The sequence below is a fragment of the Microlunatus sp. Gsoil 973 genome, from assembly GCF_009707365.1.
In the GTDB taxonomy this organism is placed as follows: Bacteria; Actinomycetota; Actinomycetes; order Propionibacteriales; family Propionibacteriaceae; genus Microlunatus.
In genome coordinates this window covers 4,067,336-4,082,397 of the sequence record NZ_CP046122.1, presented here as the reverse complement: position 1 = coordinate 4,082,397, position 15,062 = coordinate 4,067,336, and the positions used below count along the sequence as shown (strand labels likewise).

General features: G+C 67.3%; 16 protein-coding genes. 7 read left to right on the top strand and 9 right to left on the bottom strand.

The window, feature by feature from the left end:
- Positions 1-11: 11 nt before the first annotated feature.
- Positions 12-1,187: a peptidoglycan-binding protein gene (locus GJV80_RS19210; RefSeq protein ID WP_154689278.1), complete on the bottom strand. Its 1,176-nt coding sequence runs from the start codon at positions 1,185-1,187 to the stop codon at positions 12-14.
- 304 nt (positions 1,188-1,491) lie between these two features.
- On the opposite strand from GJV80_RS19210, the gene GJV80_RS19205 reads away from it, so the two are divergent.
- From GJV80_RS19205 to GJV80_RS19190, 4 genes are all read left to right on the top strand, one after another.
- Positions 1,492-2,115 carry a TIGR00730 family Rossman fold protein gene (locus tag GJV80_RS19205; RefSeq protein WP_154689277.1) on the top strand — a complete coding sequence of 208 codons (624 nt, stop codon included), beginning with the start codon at positions 1,492-1,494 and terminating at the stop codon, positions 2,113-2,115.
- Positions 2,112-2,597, top strand: coding sequence for a helix-turn-helix domain-containing protein (locus tag GJV80_RS19200; protein ID WP_154689276.1), 486 nt, complete (start codon positions 2,112-2,114; stop codon positions 2,595-2,597). The genes GJV80_RS19205 and GJV80_RS19200 overlap by 4 nt, the downstream gene beginning before the upstream one ends.
- Positions 2,594-3,046, top strand: coding sequence for a VOC family protein (locus GJV80_RS19195; protein ID WP_154689275.1), 453 nt, complete (start codon positions 2,594-2,596; stop codon positions 3,044-3,046). Before GJV80_RS19200 ends, GJV80_RS19195 begins: the two co-directional genes overlap by 4 nt.
- 180 nt (positions 3,047-3,226) lie before the next feature.
- Positions 3,227-3,448 (top strand): GNAT family N-acetyltransferase, encoded by a 222-nt coding sequence (locus tag GJV80_RS19190; RefSeq protein ID WP_230207857.1) that lies wholly within the window; start codon positions 3,227-3,229, stop codon positions 3,446-3,448.
- Here the strand turns inward: GJV80_RS19190 and GJV80_RS19185 are convergent.
- The 3 genes from GJV80_RS19185 to GJV80_RS19175 form a co-directional block, all read right to left on the bottom strand.
- The gene (locus GJV80_RS19185) at positions 3,430-4,224 is read right to left on the bottom strand and encodes an SDR family NAD(P)-dependent oxidoreductase (RefSeq protein ID WP_154689274.1); all 795 of its coding nucleotides are present in this window, start codon (positions 4,222-4,224) and stop codon (positions 3,430-3,432) included. The two genes, GJV80_RS19190 and GJV80_RS19185, sit on opposite strands and share 19 nt — an antisense overlap.
- Positions 4,221-5,702 carry an aldehyde dehydrogenase family protein gene (locus GJV80_RS19180; protein WP_154689273.1) on the bottom strand — a complete coding sequence of 494 codons (1,482 nt, stop codon included), beginning with the start codon at positions 5,700-5,702 and terminating at the stop codon, positions 4,221-4,223. Before GJV80_RS19180 ends, GJV80_RS19185 begins: the two co-directional genes overlap by 4 nt.
- 264 nt (positions 5,703-5,966) lie before the next feature.
- Entirely contained in the window at positions 5,967-6,821 is an 855-nt protein-coding gene (locus GJV80_RS19175) for an IclR family transcriptional regulator (protein ID WP_195909017.1), read from the bottom strand.
- Positions 6,822-6,954: 133 nt separating this feature from the next.
- Here GJV80_RS19175 and GJV80_RS19170 point away from each other — a divergent pair, with 133 nt between their 5' ends.
- Both GJV80_RS19170 and GJV80_RS19165 read left to right on the top strand, forming a co-directional pair.
- Positions 6,955-7,797: an RraA family protein gene (locus GJV80_RS19170; RefSeq protein WP_154689271.1), complete on the top strand. Its 843-nt coding sequence runs from the start codon at positions 6,955-6,957 to the stop codon at positions 7,795-7,797.
- A 17-nt stretch (positions 7,798-7,814) separates the two neighbouring features.
- Positions 7,815-9,098 carry a mandelate racemase/muconate lactonizing enzyme family protein gene (locus GJV80_RS19165; RefSeq protein ID WP_154689270.1) on the top strand — a complete coding sequence of 428 codons (1,284 nt, stop codon included), beginning with the start codon at positions 7,815-7,817 and terminating at the stop codon, positions 9,096-9,098.
- 27 nt (positions 9,099-9,125) lie between these two features.
- Here GJV80_RS19165 and GJV80_RS19160 read toward each other — a convergent pair whose 3' ends face one another.
- From GJV80_RS19160 to GJV80_RS19145, 5 genes are all read right to left on the bottom strand, one after another.
- A complete protein-coding gene (locus tag GJV80_RS19160) occupies positions 9,126-9,263 on the bottom strand; it encodes a hypothetical protein (protein WP_154689269.1) in 138 nt (45 codons plus the stop codon).
- Positions 9,256-10,818 (bottom strand): hypothetical protein, encoded by a 1,563-nt coding sequence (locus tag GJV80_RS19155; protein WP_195909016.1) that lies wholly within the window; start codon positions 10,816-10,818, stop codon positions 9,256-9,258. Before GJV80_RS19155 ends, GJV80_RS19160 begins: the two co-directional genes overlap by 8 nt.
- 115 nt (positions 10,819-10,933) lie before the next feature.
- Positions 10,934-11,737 (bottom strand): enolase C-terminal domain-like protein, encoded by an 804-nt coding sequence (locus GJV80_RS19150; protein WP_230207856.1) that lies wholly within the window; start codon positions 11,735-11,737, stop codon positions 10,934-10,936.
- Positions 11,734-12,126: a hypothetical protein gene (locus GJV80_RS24300; protein WP_230207855.1), complete on the bottom strand. Its 393-nt coding sequence runs from the start codon at positions 12,124-12,126 to the stop codon at positions 11,734-11,736. Before GJV80_RS24300 ends, GJV80_RS19150 begins: the two co-directional genes overlap by 4 nt.
- A gap of 91 nt (positions 12,127-12,217) precedes the next feature.
- Positions 12,218-14,251, bottom strand: coding sequence for a protease pro-enzyme activation domain-containing protein (locus GJV80_RS19145; protein WP_230207854.1), 2,034 nt, complete (start codon positions 14,249-14,251; stop codon positions 12,218-12,220).
- Positions 14,252-14,554: 303 nt separating this feature from the next.
- On the opposite strand from GJV80_RS19145, the gene GJV80_RS19140 reads away from it, so the two are divergent.
- Positions 14,555-15,058 carry a GNAT family N-acetyltransferase gene (locus tag GJV80_RS19140; protein ID WP_230207853.1) on the top strand — a complete coding sequence of 168 codons (504 nt, stop codon included), beginning with the start codon at positions 14,555-14,557 and terminating at the stop codon, positions 15,056-15,058.
- Positions 15,059-15,062: the final 4 nt, after the last annotated feature.

The window sequence follows — 15,062 nt, the reverse complement described above, 5'->3', positions numbered from 1 at the left end:
CAACGTACGCCCTAACTGCGGTAGACGATCACCTTGTCCCCGACCCGGACCTGGCCGAACAGGTTCTGGATGCCGGCATAGTCGCGAACGTTGACGCAGCCGTGCGACGCCCCGTTGTAACCGCGGGCTGCGAAATCGGAGGAGTAGTGCACCGCCTGCCCGCCGGAGAAGAACATCGAGTACGGCATCTCGGAGTGGTAGAGCGTCGAGGTCCAGTCCCTGGCCTTCCAGCCGACCGCGAAGGAGCCCTCGCGGGTCGGTGTGGTGTCGGCGCCGAAGCGGACGTCGAAGTGCAGTTGCGGCTTGCCGTCGATCACCCAGACAAGCTGGTCTGTTGTCTTGTCGATGCACATCGCCCGACCGGTCAGGCACCGCGGATCGAGCTGCCCGGTCGAGACCGGACGGTCGGCGGCGGTCTCGCCGGACAGTTCGGCCGCGGTCGGCTCACGGGTCATCGCGACCAGCCGGTCCCACGTCGCCTGGTCCACGGCGCCGGTGGTCGGCAGGCCGCGCTTGTCCTGGAAGCCGCGGACCGCCGCGGTCGTCACCGAACCGTAGAAGCCGGTCACCTTCTCGGAGAACCAGTCGAGCTGCTTCAGCCGGGCCTGCAGTTGGCGGACCTGCTGGCTCTGATCACCCTTGTCCAGGATCGCCGGCCCGGCATGGACGATGTTGTACAGCTGATCATGAGTCGGTTCCTTCGTCATCGCGACCAGCCGGGACCAGGTCTTGGCGTCCACCGTTCCGGTGCCGGGCAGCTCGCGTTTCTGCTGGAATCCCTTGACTGCGGTCGTCGTGCGGTCGTCGTACTGATCGGTGACGTCGGCGGTGTACCAGTCGAGCTGCTTGAGTCGTGCCTGGAGTTCGCGGACCCTCGTGCCCTCATCGCCGGGCTTGAAGATCACCGCAGCCGGTTTCGGGGTTTCCTTGGCCGGACTCTTGGCGGGCTTGCGCGACGCAGGAGCGGTTGACGGGGCCTTCGACGCCTCGCTCGCCTCAGCGCTGGGGATCGCCGAGGTCGGCTTCGAACCCGACGGCGACGGAGCCGCGGAGGTTGCCGATGTGCCTGCCCGATCCTGCGGTGCGGCAGTGCGGTCCGGGACGGAACCACAGCCGGCCAGCGCAGCGGCGACCGCGGCAGCCGCGATCGAGGTCAAGAGCGTACGGCGCAGGGGCACGATTGCCACAGCGTCTCCTTGTGTCGGGGAAGGAAGAGACCGCCGCCAAGCTAACCCGAACCGCCTGTTGGACCAGAGCATCGACACCGCCTGTTATCAGCCCGCAATACACGCCCACCCTACGTGGCGGGCGCCGATCGACCGGTTCCCCGGGGCTGCTTCGATCTCTTCCAGAGTCATCCCGACGGTCCGTGGCATGAAGAGACCCCGACCACTCCACTGATCGCCAGGAACACCGCCAACAGCCCCAAGATCGTTGTGAGCCGTATCAATCGCCGTCTTGCTGTTAGGTGCGATCGATAGCGTTGGCCTCGTGCGGATCTGTGTCTTCTGTGGTTCCTCTCCCGGTCGGATCCCGGCCTACGCCGACGCGGCGACCGGGCTCGGCCGGCTCTTCGCCGAACGGCGGATCGGCCTGGTCTACGGCGGCGCGACCGTCGGCACGATGGGTGTCCTCGCGGATGCGACGCTGGCCGCGGGCGGCACGGTGTACGGGGTCATTCCGACCCAGTTGGTCGACCGGGAGATCGCCCACCCCGGGCTGACCGAGTTGTACGAGGTGACGACGATGCACCAGCGCAAGGCGCGGATGGAGGAACTGGCCGACGGGTTCATCGCCCTGCCCGGTGGCGCCGGCACGCTGGAGGAGTTGTTCGAGGTGTGGACCTGGGCCCAGCTCGGCCTGCACGACAAGCCGATCGGGCTGCTCGACGTCGCGGGCTTCTACAGCCGGATGACGCCGTTGCTGGATCACATGGTGGCCGAGGGCTTCCTGCGTGAGGAGTATCGCGATGCGCTGCAGATCGACACCGACCCGGTCGTGCTGCTGGAGAAGATGGCAGCGGTCCGACCGCCCGGCCCCAAATGGTCCGGGGCTGCCGCTTCCTCCGTGCCCGACGGTCGTGAGCCCGAGCCCACCGGCCCGGGAGAACCATGAGCACGAGGCAGGACGCGATCGAGGACCAGAACCGCCGGATGTTGCGGGCGCGGGATGCAATGGACCGCACCTACGCCGAACCCCTCGACATCCCGGCACTGGCCCGGATCGCGCACGTGTCGGAGTCGCATTTCATCCGCGCGTTCGCCGCAACCTTCCACGAGACACCACACCGCTACCTGCAGCGGCGCCGCGTGGAGCGAGCGATGTACCTGCTCCGCAACACCGACCGGCCGGTGACCGAGATCTGCTTCCAGGTCGGGTTCTCCAGCCTCGGCACCTTCAGCCGGACGTTCACCGCGATCGTCGGAGAGACCCCGACAGCGCATCGCAGGCGAGGACCGATCGCGCCGGTGCCCGGATGTTTCGTCATGGCCTGGACGCGCCCATCGGCGACCGACCGGACCGCCGGATCGGACCGGGCAATCGAGCAGTTTCGGATAAGCAGCCGACCGGAGCCACGCCGTAGGTTCAAGTCATGATCAACTCAGTCCTCCAGTCGCAGATCTTCGTCCTCGACCAGGACCAGGCTCTGGACTTCTACGTGAACAAGCTCGGCTTCGAAGTGGCCGAGGACATCGACTTCGGCTTCATGCGCTGGCTCACCGTCCATCCGGCGGGTCAGCCCGACCGCAAGGTGTTGCTCGAGCGGCCCGGCCCGCCGGCGCTGGACGAGCAGACCGCCGCTCAGGTACGCGATCTGCTCACCAAGGGCGCGATGGGCGGCTGGCTGCTCTTCACCACTGACGACGCCCAGGCCACCCACGATGAATTGGTCGCCCGGGGCGTCGAGATCGCCGACGGCCCCAACCGGCAGCCGTACGGTATCGATTTCGGGGTCCGCGACCCGTTCGGCAACCGGATCCGGATCGGCCAACTGGCCGAGCTCAGCAGGCCGCTGACCGCCGAAGACTTCGCAGCTCAGTCCTGAACCCGACTGCTGGGAAGTTCGTGCTGGGTAGTCTCAGCACGAACTTCCCAGCTGTTGGAAACCTCTCTGCATGGCAGACAATCCCGCCCGTCTCGCCGCCTCAGCCCAGGGTCGCGGCATCAACACCGAGGCCAAGCTGCTGCTCCCCGATACGCCTTCGAGCAGTTCGGGGTGGCCCGCGTGGATCTGAAGACCGACGCTCGCAACAGTCGCTCACGGGCGGCCATCGAGGCCATCGGTGCCACCTTCGGGGGCGTGCTCCGTCGGTGGTCCCGATCCTGGGCGCCCGGTGAGGAGGGTCGGCTCCGGGACTCAGCGCTCTACTCGATCCTCGCCGAGGAGTGGCCGGCGCGACACAAGCAACTCCTCGAACGTCTCGCGAGTCAGCCGGGCGGGGTGTAGCGCCCGTCGATCGCGGTCCAGCCACCGTCCACCATCAGCTGGCTGCCGGTGACGAAACTCGAAGCGTCCGAGGCCAGGTAGACCACGGCACCGGCCAGTTCCTCCGGCCTCGCCCACCGGCCGAGGGCGCTCTTGGCGGCGTATGCCTCGTACCAGTCCGGGACGTCGCGGATCTGCGCGGTGAGCGGAGTCTCGACCACTCCCGGCGCGATCACATTGCAGCGGACGCCCTGTGGCCCGAGTTCGGCGGCCGCCGTTCGCATCAGCTGCAGCAGCCCGGCCTTGGTGGCCGCGTACACGCCCTGGCCCGGTTCGACCGTCACCGCACGGATCGAAGTGAAGCCGATCACGCTGCCTCGACCTCGCTCGGCCATCCCCGGCCCGAACGACCGGATGAGCTCGAAAGCCGAGCGCAGGTTCAGTGCCACGACCCGGTCGAACTCCTCGCCGCTGTAGTCGACCAGCCGCTTGCGCACATTGGTCGCCGCGGTGAACACCAGGACGTCGACCACAAGATCGGCGGCTGCCTGCCGGACGGCATCGTGATCAAGCACGTCGAGTTCCCGAGCTGTCAGGCCGTCGGCCGTCTGCGCCGTCAGCTCGGCCGCGGCAAGATCACGATCAGCGCAGATCACCTGTGCGCCGTGGGCTGCCAGGGCCAGCGCACTCTCCCGCCCGATACCGCTGCCGGCGCCGATCACCAGTGCCCGGCGACCGTCCAGCCGGAAGAGGTTGCCGTACCTGTTCGGCTCTGCTGTCGCCGGTGTCTGCGTCATGATCGTCCCTTCGCGCTCGGCCGGATCACTGCCATTCGGGTGACGGTCAACTCCTCGATCGCGAACCGTGGTCCTTCACGACCGCTGCCGGAATCCTTCACGCCCCCGTACGGCATCACATCCGATCGGAATCCCGGCACTTCGTTGATCACCACGCCACCGGCCTCGATCTCCTCGATCGCACCGAACGCGGCACCCAACGACTCGGTGAAGACGCTGACGTGCAACCCGTACCGCGATTCGTTGACCGCGGCGAACGCAGCCTCAAGATCAGGAACCGACCGTACGGCCACAACCGGACCGAAGATCTCCTCGTTCCAGGCGTCAAGCCTTGCCGGCACGTCAAGCAGCACCGTCGGCTCGATCACACCGTCGGAGGTCAGTCCGCCGCCGGTGACGACCTTGGCGCCGTTCTCTGCAGCTTGTCCGATCCAGGCGAGCACCCGATCGGTTCCGGCGGAATTGATCAACGTCGACACCCGGGTTGCGGGATCTCTCGGGTCACCGACCACGACGTCAGCCATCCGGGCCGACAGCCGGTCGAGGAACGCGTCTCGGACGGCTTCCACGACGATCACCCGCTGCACACTGATGCACGCCTGACCTGAGGCGTAGTAGCCGCCGCGGATCACCGCGTCCACGGCGGCGTCAAGATCAGCATCGGCCGCGACGACCAGTGCTGCGTTCGAGCCCAACTCGAGCAGGACCTTGGTCGGTGCGGCATCCCGGGCTATCCGATGCCCCACCGCAGCGGATCCGGTGAAGGACACCGCGCCGATCCGGCGGTCGGTGGTCAGCGCCACTCCGACATCGGCTCCGCCGGTGATCAGCTGGACGGCAGCGGCCGGGCCGCCGGCAGCGACCAGCGCCTCGCGCACCAGCCGCACCAGCCACAGCGTCGCCAGCGGTGTCTGCGGCGCCGGTTTGATGATCACCGGGCAGCCGGCCGCGAGCGCAGGTGCGAGCTTGTGGGAGGCCAACAGCAACGGGTAGTTGAAACCGGCGATCCCGATCACCACACCGATCGGCCGGCGGGTCCAGAAGCCGACCAGGCCGTCGCCGCTGGGCAACAGGTCCAGCGGCACCGTTTCGCCGTGCAGCCGGGCCACCTCCTCGGCCGCGGTCTGCACGGTGAGCAGGGTGCGGTCGATCTCCACCCGGCAATCGATCCGAGGTTTCGCGGTCTCCAGGATCAGCAACTCCTCGAACTCCACGCGGTGCTCGGCGAGCATCCGATGGGTCTGCTGCAACGCGGACCGGCGGACATGGGAGGGCAGCCGCGCGACCTGCCCGCGGACCCTCACGGCTTCGGAGATCGCCCGCACGGCCAACTCGACATTGCCGACCGGCGCCGTACCGACTGCCGACCCGTCGTAGGGAAAGCTGATCTGCTCGGTGTTCTCGACTCCGAGCCAGTCGTCACCGATTGGGAGTCCGTCGGGAACCCTGCCGTCGAATGCCCCGTGGAATATCGCCATATCCGCCACCTCGTCGCCTCTGTGCCCGTGACCAGACATTACGGCCGGACCGACCGCCGATGGTGCCGACCCTGTCGATGGCCGATCGACGGGCCGCGGTCCAGCGGCTGCGATCGGTGACCGCGGCGAATCCGCAAGATCAAAGTTTGTCGGTACGGCTCCAAATCGGCGGTTTTTTGGGCCACTGGCGCAAAGTTTGAGCTTCGGAGTCGGGGGCGGCGGGAGGTCGGCGGGCCGCGGTCTGGCGAGTCCAGGAGTCCGTGGTCAGACGCGGAGAGCGGCGCTGATGTCTGTGGCGGCGGTGATCGTGTCCGCGGCGATCCGGTCGAATACCGGATCGATCCGATAGCTGGGGCCGGACATCGAGATGGCGCCGACCGGCCGGCCCGAGGCATCGACCAGAGCGACCGCCACCCGGGTGATGTCGTCGTTGTTCTCGATCGTCGCCCAACCGCGTTCCTGGGCCTGCTCCACCTGTGCCGACAAGGCCACCCGCTCCGCACGACCCAGCCGCCGGCCTGCTGCCGCCATCGACTCGCGCATCAATTGCGTCCGTTCGTCGTGGTCGACCGCGGCGAGCACCGCGATCCCGACCGCCACCTCGTGGATCGGCCGGGGAACCATCGGGATCTCGGTACGCACCGCCTTGGTCGTCTGCAGATAGTCCAGGAACAGCATTTCGCCGCCGTTGACCACGGCGAGGTGGATCGCCTCGTCGTGCTGCGCGTGCAGTTCCTCCAGCCGATCCCTGGCCAGCGCCGCCACATCCTGAACGCCGGGTCGGCGGTGGGCGAGTTTGCCCAGTTTCGGCGTGGTGAAGTAGCGCCGGTTGATGTCCTGCCGGACGTAACCGAGCTCGCCGAGAGTCGCCAGGATCCTGGACGCAGACGACTTGTCCAGGCCGACCTGGGCCGCCACTTCGGTAACCCCGACGCCGTCCTTGCCCGCCCGGGCCACCAGCTCGAGAACGGCCAGGCCACGCTTCAGGGACGAGGTCTGCCTGTTCGCGACCTGCAGTGAACTCACCTCACCGACAGCATCGACGATCGGCTCCGACGAAGCCTGCTCGGCCGACCGCGCACCGCTCGGCCCAGGTCCGGGCGCTGTCTGTTCGGTCATTGAGTCACGTCCCCGTTCGCTTCCACCTGGCAAGAGGGTGGTTGACAACCCGCATCGGGCACCACAAACATAATCAACGCTGTTGCACCCTGCGCAACACTGCCCCGACTTCTCCCGTGTACGAGGACCGCTGATGCTCCTGACGCCCGAACAGATCATCAATCTCACCCCGATGTGGGACGGGCCGCGATCGGAGGACGGTCGGCCATTACCTGACCAGGCCGATCTCGATGCGCTCGCCGGCGCGACCGCAGAACACGCCTGGTCCGTGCTGGACAAGGCGGGTTACCGAGCCCAGTACGTCGGCGGCTGGACCCAGTCCGCACCCGGCCGGACTTTCGTCGGACGCGCACTGACGTGTGGGTTCATGCCGTTCCGCGCCGATTTCAACGAGTCCGTGGTCCGCGAGGGGTCTGCCATCGGGCAGACCGTCGGTGACCGCCAGAACACCTGGGTGATCGAGGCGCTGGGGCCGGGCGACTGTCTGGTCGCCGACATCTTCGGCAAAGTGGTCAACGGAACCGTCGTCGGCGACAACCTGGGCACCGCCGTCGCGTCCAGGACCGGGGTCGGTGCGGTGATCGACGGCGGCGTACGCGACCTCTCCGGACTGCGGGAGCTCGAGGCCAACTTCTACTTCCGCGACACCGACCCGACGCCGATCCGCGACGTCGTGCTGAGCACGATGAACGGGCCGATCATGATCGGCGGCACGACGGTGTTGCCGGGCGATGTGGTCCTGGGCACCGAGCTGGGCGTCACCTTCATCCCGCCGCACCTGGTCTCCGAGGTCGCCGCGGTCAGTCTGCGCACGGCACACCGCGACCTGTTCGGCAAGCAGCGACTGGCCGAGCGGATCTACACCACGACCGAGATCGACACCCCGACCTGGGCGTCGCACATCGAGGCCGACTACCAGGACTGGACCCGGTCCAACCCGATCCGCGTCCCGCAGTCGACCGGAGCCGGCGAGTGAACACCGAGGAGATGATCATGAGTGCGACCGACGCACCCGTGCTGTCGGAGGAGAACATCAACACCGCCTCCCGGCCGAGCCAGCTGCGGATCACCGACCTGAAGATCGCCAATCTGGTCGGCGTGCCGTTCCGATCATCGATCATCCGGCTGGAGACCAATCAGGGTCTGGTCGGTTACGGCGAGGTGCGGGACGGCGCCAGCGCGACGTATGCGTTGATGCTGAAGAGCCGGATCATCGGTGAGAACCCCTGCAACCTGGACAAGATCTTCCGCAGGATCAAACAGTTCGGCTTCCACGCCCGGCAGGGCGGCGGGGTCTGCGGCATCGAGATGGCGCTGATGGACCTGGCCGGGAAGGCGTACGGCGTGCCCGCCTATGCGCTGGTCGGCGGTCAGTTCCGGGACCGGATCCGCTGTTATGCCGACACTCCGTCGGAGAGTAATCCGCAGCAGATGGGCGAGCGGCTGCTGGGCAGGAGATCACTGGGTTACACGATGCTGAAGATGGACATCGGCATCAACCTGCTCAAGGACCGCCCGGGTACCTTGATCGCTCCCGACGGTGCGCTGAACGACTACGACACGATGCACCCGTTCACCGGTATCCAGGTGACCCAGAAGGGTGTCGAGGAGTTGGCTGCCTACGTCGAGCAGGTCCGCTCGGTCGTCGGCTACGACATCGCCCTGGCCGCTGATCATTTCGGCCACATCGCGCTGGACTCGTGTATCCGGATCGGGCGCGCGCTGGAGCCGTACACCCTGGCCTGGATCGAGGACCTGATCCCCTGGCAGTTCACCGACCAGTGGCGGCAGCTGACCGAGGCGGTTGCGGTGCCGACCTGTACCGGCGAGGACATCTACCTGGCCGAGAACTTCAAGCCCCTGTTGGACGCCGGCGCCATCCGGGTGGTGCATCCGGACCCGGCGACCTCGGGCGGCATCACCGAGACCAAACGGCTCGGCGACTACGCCGAGGAGAAGGGCATCGCGATGGCGTTGCACCTGGCCGCGTCGCCGATCGCCACGATGGCCAGCGTTCATCTCGCCGCGGCGACCCACAACTTCCTCGCCCTGGAACACCATGCGGCCGATGTGCCGTTCTGGAACGACCTGGTCACCGGGTTGCCGAATCCGATCATCGCCGACGGCTACATCCAGGTGCCCGAGGCACCCGGGCTGGGCTTCGAGAACATCAATCTCGAGCTGTTCGCCGAACACCTCGATCCCCGAGCGCCGATCCTCTTCTCCGACACCGGCACCTGGGACGGCGAGTACGGCAACGATCGACTCTGGAGCTGATCGTCGTCGTCGGAGGGTGCCCGCGGCTCATGGGCTGCCCCGAGTGATCACCGCTGCCTTGACCGCTGCACCGACGGCGTAGGAGTCCGCTTCGCCCGGATAGTTGCGATAGCCGGCATCGGCGGCCTCCGAGACCTCGAGCATGGCCAGGTACAACTCAAGCAACCACTGCTGGGCCTTGTTGTCCTCCAGATCCCTGCTCTCGGCGTCGAGCTTGCCCACGGCAGCGAAGTCCGGCAGGTCTTTGCCCGATCTCTCCTTGGCCAACATGATGAACAGCTTGCCCGCCGTCTGGTTCAGGGTGCGCAACACGTCGGCGCGGGAGCGGATCGGGAGTCCGATCACGTTGCAGGTCACGGATCAGCGCATCGGCGCGGAAGGACAGATCGCGGCGGAAGTTCTTGTCCAGGGTCGGGTGGAGCCCCTTCTCCCAGATGGTCCAGATCGCGGCGGCACCCAGCAGGTCCGGGCCCGGAGTGGTCCACTTGCTGATCTGTGGTCCGAAGACGAAATTGAAGATCTCGATCTGGCTCTTGAGTTTCTCGTTCCAGGTCCGGTACGGCACGTACCGGCCGCCGCGCATGAAGCTCCGCCAGGCATCGCCCTTGGCTCGCAGCACGTCCGGCAATACGACGCTGGAGGCGGTGACCGCCGCGGCTGCAACGTCGGCACGGATCCCCAGTGATCGCGCCAGCGTCGCTGGGTCGGTCGCACCACCCTGCTCCTCGGCCGCTGCCCGAGCCGCCAGGAAGGCCTGCTCCGCGTGGCGGGCCTCGTGATAGCAGGCCTGTGACAGCTCCGCGACCGCCTCGACACTCAGGCCGGCCATGGTCGTCGCGGGCGTGACGCCGGCCTGTCCGGATGCGCCCGCGAGCGCGCCGGTGTCGAGGGTGATCTGCCAGTCCTCCGCGCTGAAGAAGGCGAGCGTGGAGCTGGCCTTCGGCACGGTCCCCGGCACGACGTCGGGCGCCGGTACTCCGTTGTCGACCAACATGCCGACCGCCTCGCGGCTGACGGCGTCGACGAGGTCGGTCACCGTGGCCGTCGGATGGGTCTGCCAGAACGCCACCGCGGCCGCGCTGTACCGGTCGACCTGGCCGACCTCCCGAAGCTCCTCCGGGGGCAACCGGATCAGCACCGCCCGGTTCAGCGCGCGCTCCTCGCGGGTGGTATTGCCGGTGATGAACTCGCCGGTCGGGGCCGCTCCGACCACGCCGCGCCCGGCGGTACCCGGGAGCAGGGCAGCAACGGCGCGAGCGCGGTTGAGCCGGAGACTCTGGTTCGGGCCCTCGTCGCCGGTGGCGTCGGTGAAGCCCAGCAGCGCGTACTGCCTGGTTCGCTGACCCTCCAGGATCCGAGTCCAGGAGCCGCTGAGCTCCTCGCGGGCCGATGTCCGGACGACGGCGGAATTGGGACGGAAGTCGGCGACCAGGACCGAATTGGCCGCGGCGTTGAAGCGCGAGCCCGTGCCGGCGAGCAGTCGGACGTCCGGGGAGATCACACCGCGGGCGGTTGCCGTCTCGCTCTCTCCCGGCTCGTAGGCGACCGGATCCCGTTGCACCGGCACCAGGGCGCCGGCGACAGCTCGATTACCGGCACTGCGTTGCAGCCGAAGCAGTCGGTGCAGCTCCGGGGGCGACGGTTCGGTCTCGTCGGGGACCGGCCGTTTCGCCTTGCCCGCCGCCGACGCCTTCGACGATCTGGTCGTCCGTTCTCGCACTGCCGCCCCCCACTTCCTGCACAGCGTGGCACCGGGTGGTCGCCGGTCGGCCGACCGGACGGGCCGCCATCGGAGACAGCCCGGTTGCCCCAACGGGCAACAGCTCGTCCGGGCGTCAGTCGAAGAAGCCCGCGTCCTCCTCGGCGAGGTACCGCTTGGCCTCCTCGACGCGGAGGGTGACGCCGAGACCTGGCGCGTCGCCGACGCTGATGTGCCCGTCGGTGACGATCGGCCCGGGCAGCCCGTCGACGATGTCGTACCACCAGGCAGGGTTGCCGACCGGGTATTCGAAGGCGATGTAGTTGGCCGGCAGGGTGGCACTCACCTGGATCAGCGTGGCGAGTCCGAGCAGACCGTCCCCGGTGCCGTGCGGTGCCATGCCGATCCCGTGCAGATCGGCGTACTCGGCGATCCACTTCAGCTCGGCCAGTCCGCCGACGTCTGCCGGATCCGGACCGACGACCCGGACCGCCTGGCGTTCGATCAGCTCCACGAAGTTCTGCCGCAGGTAGAGCTGCTCGCCGGTGTGTGTCGGCGTCGTCGTCGCGGTGGTCACCTCCCGGTAGGCTGCGGCGTCGACGTACGGCGTGTAATCACCGGTCAGCAGATCCTCCAACCACATCAGGTTCAGCGGTTCGACCGCCCGGCCGAAGCGGATCGCATCCGGGACCGTCCAGCCGGGGCCGCAGTCCACGGCCAGACCGACCTCGTCACCGAGCACCTCCTTCATCGCCTCGATGCAGGCCACCGCGTGACTCAGACCGCGCTCGGTGAGCAGCCCGCGATCCCGGTTGCCGTGGCCCTGGGCGATGGGGTCGCCGTAGAAGAAGTTCGGCACGGAGCGGGCCATCGAACTGTGGAACGAGATCGAGTCCTTGATGATCGTGAAACCCTCCGGCGACGCCTTCATCGCCCTCATGGATTCCGCGTACGCCTCCGGCGAGTCGTCGCGCCGGGGAACCGTACGGCGCCGTTGTAGACCCGCACCCGGTCACGCACTTTGCCGCCGAGCAACCGGTGCACCGGCAGGCCGGCGGCCTTGCCGGCCAGGTCCCACAACGCGATCTCGATCGCACTCACGGCCGCGCCCCACGGCTTGAACGACCCACGATGTCTGATCTTGAGCATCGTCCGTTCGACCAGGGTCGGGTCCTCGCCGATCAGGAAGTCGCGGTAGTGCAGCACGTGCCATTTCAGGTACGGCTTGTACGACTCGACCGGGCCGTACCCGTCCAATCCTTCGTCGGTGACGATGCGGACCACCGGGTTGGTGCCGATCACGGCGCAGCGAACATCAGTGATCTTCATACTTGATCTTTGCACGGCTTGGAAAACGATCATGGGCGGCATCACCGTCGAAGGTGATGCCGCCCATGATCATCTGGCGGTGTCGGCGCGATCAGTGTCGCTTACCGTGACCTCCCTTGGTGCTGTCGCCATGACGGTGACCGTGGCCGCCCTTGTGTCCACTGAACACGGAGCGGCTGACGCCCTGCGACAGTTCCGGGACCTTCAAGGTGCCGATACCCGTCATGTCGTCGTAGCCCTTGGCCGTGAACAGGCTGAAACCCACATTGGTGGTCGCCAGGTACCGGTTCCCGGCAGCGCTGACGTAGGCCAGGGCCCACGGCGTTGCGGGCGGCTTGACGTCGTGGAAGGCGTGCCGGTTCAGTCTGTACTGCTGGTAGAGCAACGGATTGGCGAAGCCGATCTGACGACCGGCCACCTGCTGCACCAGAGCCATCTTGGCCGCCGTGATCGGGGTGGCCAGGCTCGTTCCGCCGATAGTCCCGAACTCCAGCGGACCTGTCTCCAGAGTGCTGTCGTCGATGATCGGCCGCAGCGCGATCAGGAAGCCGGTGTACGGGTCGGCAAGATCAGCCACATCGGGCTCGACCCGGGACGCCTGTGATCCCCTGCCGGAAAGGGAGGTCGGAACCACGCCCTGCTGGTAGGAAGGCTGCGCGATCACCGAACTGATCCCGCCGCCGGTCTGACCGCCGTAATAGCCTCCGGGCAGCGGTGCCTCGTAGGCACCGTTGACGACCTTGTTGAGAATGGTTCCCCAACCGGTCTCGAACAGGTAGTCGCCCCGTGCGCCGATCGCCTCGCTGGTGCCACCGACCGCGGTGACCCAGGGCGACGTGGCCGGCCAGTTGGCCTCGACCTGACCGGTGACCACCGAGTTGTCGCCGTCATCGCCGGTGGAGTAGTAGAGGCCGATGCCCTCGCCGGCGGCCTGCAGATGCAGGTTCTGCTCGCCGCGGATCAGATCATCACCGACGTCCTCGCCCCGGTAGCCGTAGCTGTTGCTGACGATGTCGGCCAGTCCCTGGTCGAGGATCTTCGAGACGGCCAGCGTGATGCCGCCACCGCAGTTGTAGCCGCCGGAGTAAACGATGTTCGCACCGGGAGCGATGGAGTGCGCCGACTCGATGTCCAGGGTCTGCTCGGTCTGCCAGCCGGACGGGAACTGGCAAAGAGCCTCGTCGGAGAAGGAGCTCGCCGGGTAGCTGATATCGGTGAACTTGGTCAGCAGCGGAGAACCGACCGCACGCATGTAGTCGTTGGTGTCCTGCAGGATGGTCGGCGACGCGTACGCATCGACGATGCCGATGGTGACGCCGCTGCCGTCGTAGCCGGAGTTGATCAACCGGTTCAGATTCCCGGCCGAGCGCAACTGGCTGGGCAGGTAGCCGCAGATGTAGGTCGGGAAGGTGGTCTTCCCGTACGCCTCCGGCATCGTCGTCTCGTACTCGCCGGCGTAGGAGGAGCACTGGTCGCTTGTGGTGGACTGGTTGGAGTTCTTCGCCACACCCTGCTTCACCACGCCTGTGGAGGTGAGGCCCCTGGTCGTCGCCTTGCCGGTCTGCGCCGGTTTGGCCCCGCGGATGCCCTGTCCCGGGCGGGTGATCGACGGGCGGTTGAGTTTGGCCGGGGCGTCGCCGAGGCTGACGCCGAGGACATGCGCCGCGACGGACCTGGGCAGTGAGGGCGCAGTGCTGGGTGCCGACACGGTCTTGCCGCTCACCTTGTAGTCATGCAGCTTGGTGTTGAAGGCGGCGTTCGTCGCGTCGGCCGGTCCGCGGAAGACGATGTATTCGCGGCTCTGCGGCGCTCCGGTGATCGACAGCCCGCTGCTGACCAGATACTGCTTGACGGTGTCGAACTCCTGCTGGGTCGGCGCGAACCTCGTGATCCAGTCCTGCGGGCTGAGGTACTTGCCGTACTGCTTGGAGCCGGGTGTTGAGACGGCGGCGGCGAACTGCTGGGCGCCGAGTTCGTCCTGGAGATCGAGGAACACCAGGCCCTCGACGGTGGAGTCGGAAGTGGTTCCGGAGTCGTTCGCCGCGGCGACGAACTTCGGGACCGATCCGGGGAACGGGGTACGGGCGGTCGGGCCGGCGGTCGCAGTAGCAGTTCCGAGGCCCACCAGCGCCAGGCTCAGCGCCGAGGCGCCGGCAATCACAAGGCGGGCTCTTGCCCGCCCGCTGGAATGGGGAGAGATTCGCATCAGACGGGAGGTCCCTTCGTTGGTGCGCCGATACTGGTGCGTAACTTACGGGTCCAGCGGGGTCCCGCGATAGGGGGCAAAACAGTCCGCTGCGGTGACCCGGAGCTAAACCTGATCAATTGCTGCACATAATCGCCGGGCGAGCTGGGCGGCGAACTGCCCGACACCTGCCTGGGCACACCACCGCCTACGGCGCTGTCGATCATGGAATACGGTCGGATCGTGGCCTCCCTCTCACCCCGGCCGCAGTCGCCATCGGATCCGCGCCGGGACATCACTTTCCGGACCGTCGATCCCCGATCGCCGATCGCCCTGACAGCGGTCGGCAGGTACTTCGCCGAGCTTGCCGAGCGGTTCACCGACGGCTTCGACGCGTCCCGGTCGGCGGAAGAGGACGCATCGCTCAGCCCGCCGGGCGGCGCCTTCGTCCTGGCCCTACGGGACGGTGTTCCGGTGGCCTGCGGCGGAATTCGCTCGTTGTCGCAGAATGTCGGCGAGGTGAAACGGATGTGGGTCGATCCCGACTGCCGCGGGGTCGGGCTGGGATCACGGTTGCTGCGTCATCTGGAGTCCCTGTCGGCCGCGCTCGGCCACCGGCTCATCAGGCTGGACACCAACGACAGCCTGACCGAGGCCATCGCGATGTATCACAAACAGGGCTACCGCGAGATCGAAAGCTACAACGACAATCCGTACGCCCGGTGCTGGTTCGAGAAGGAACTCTGACGCG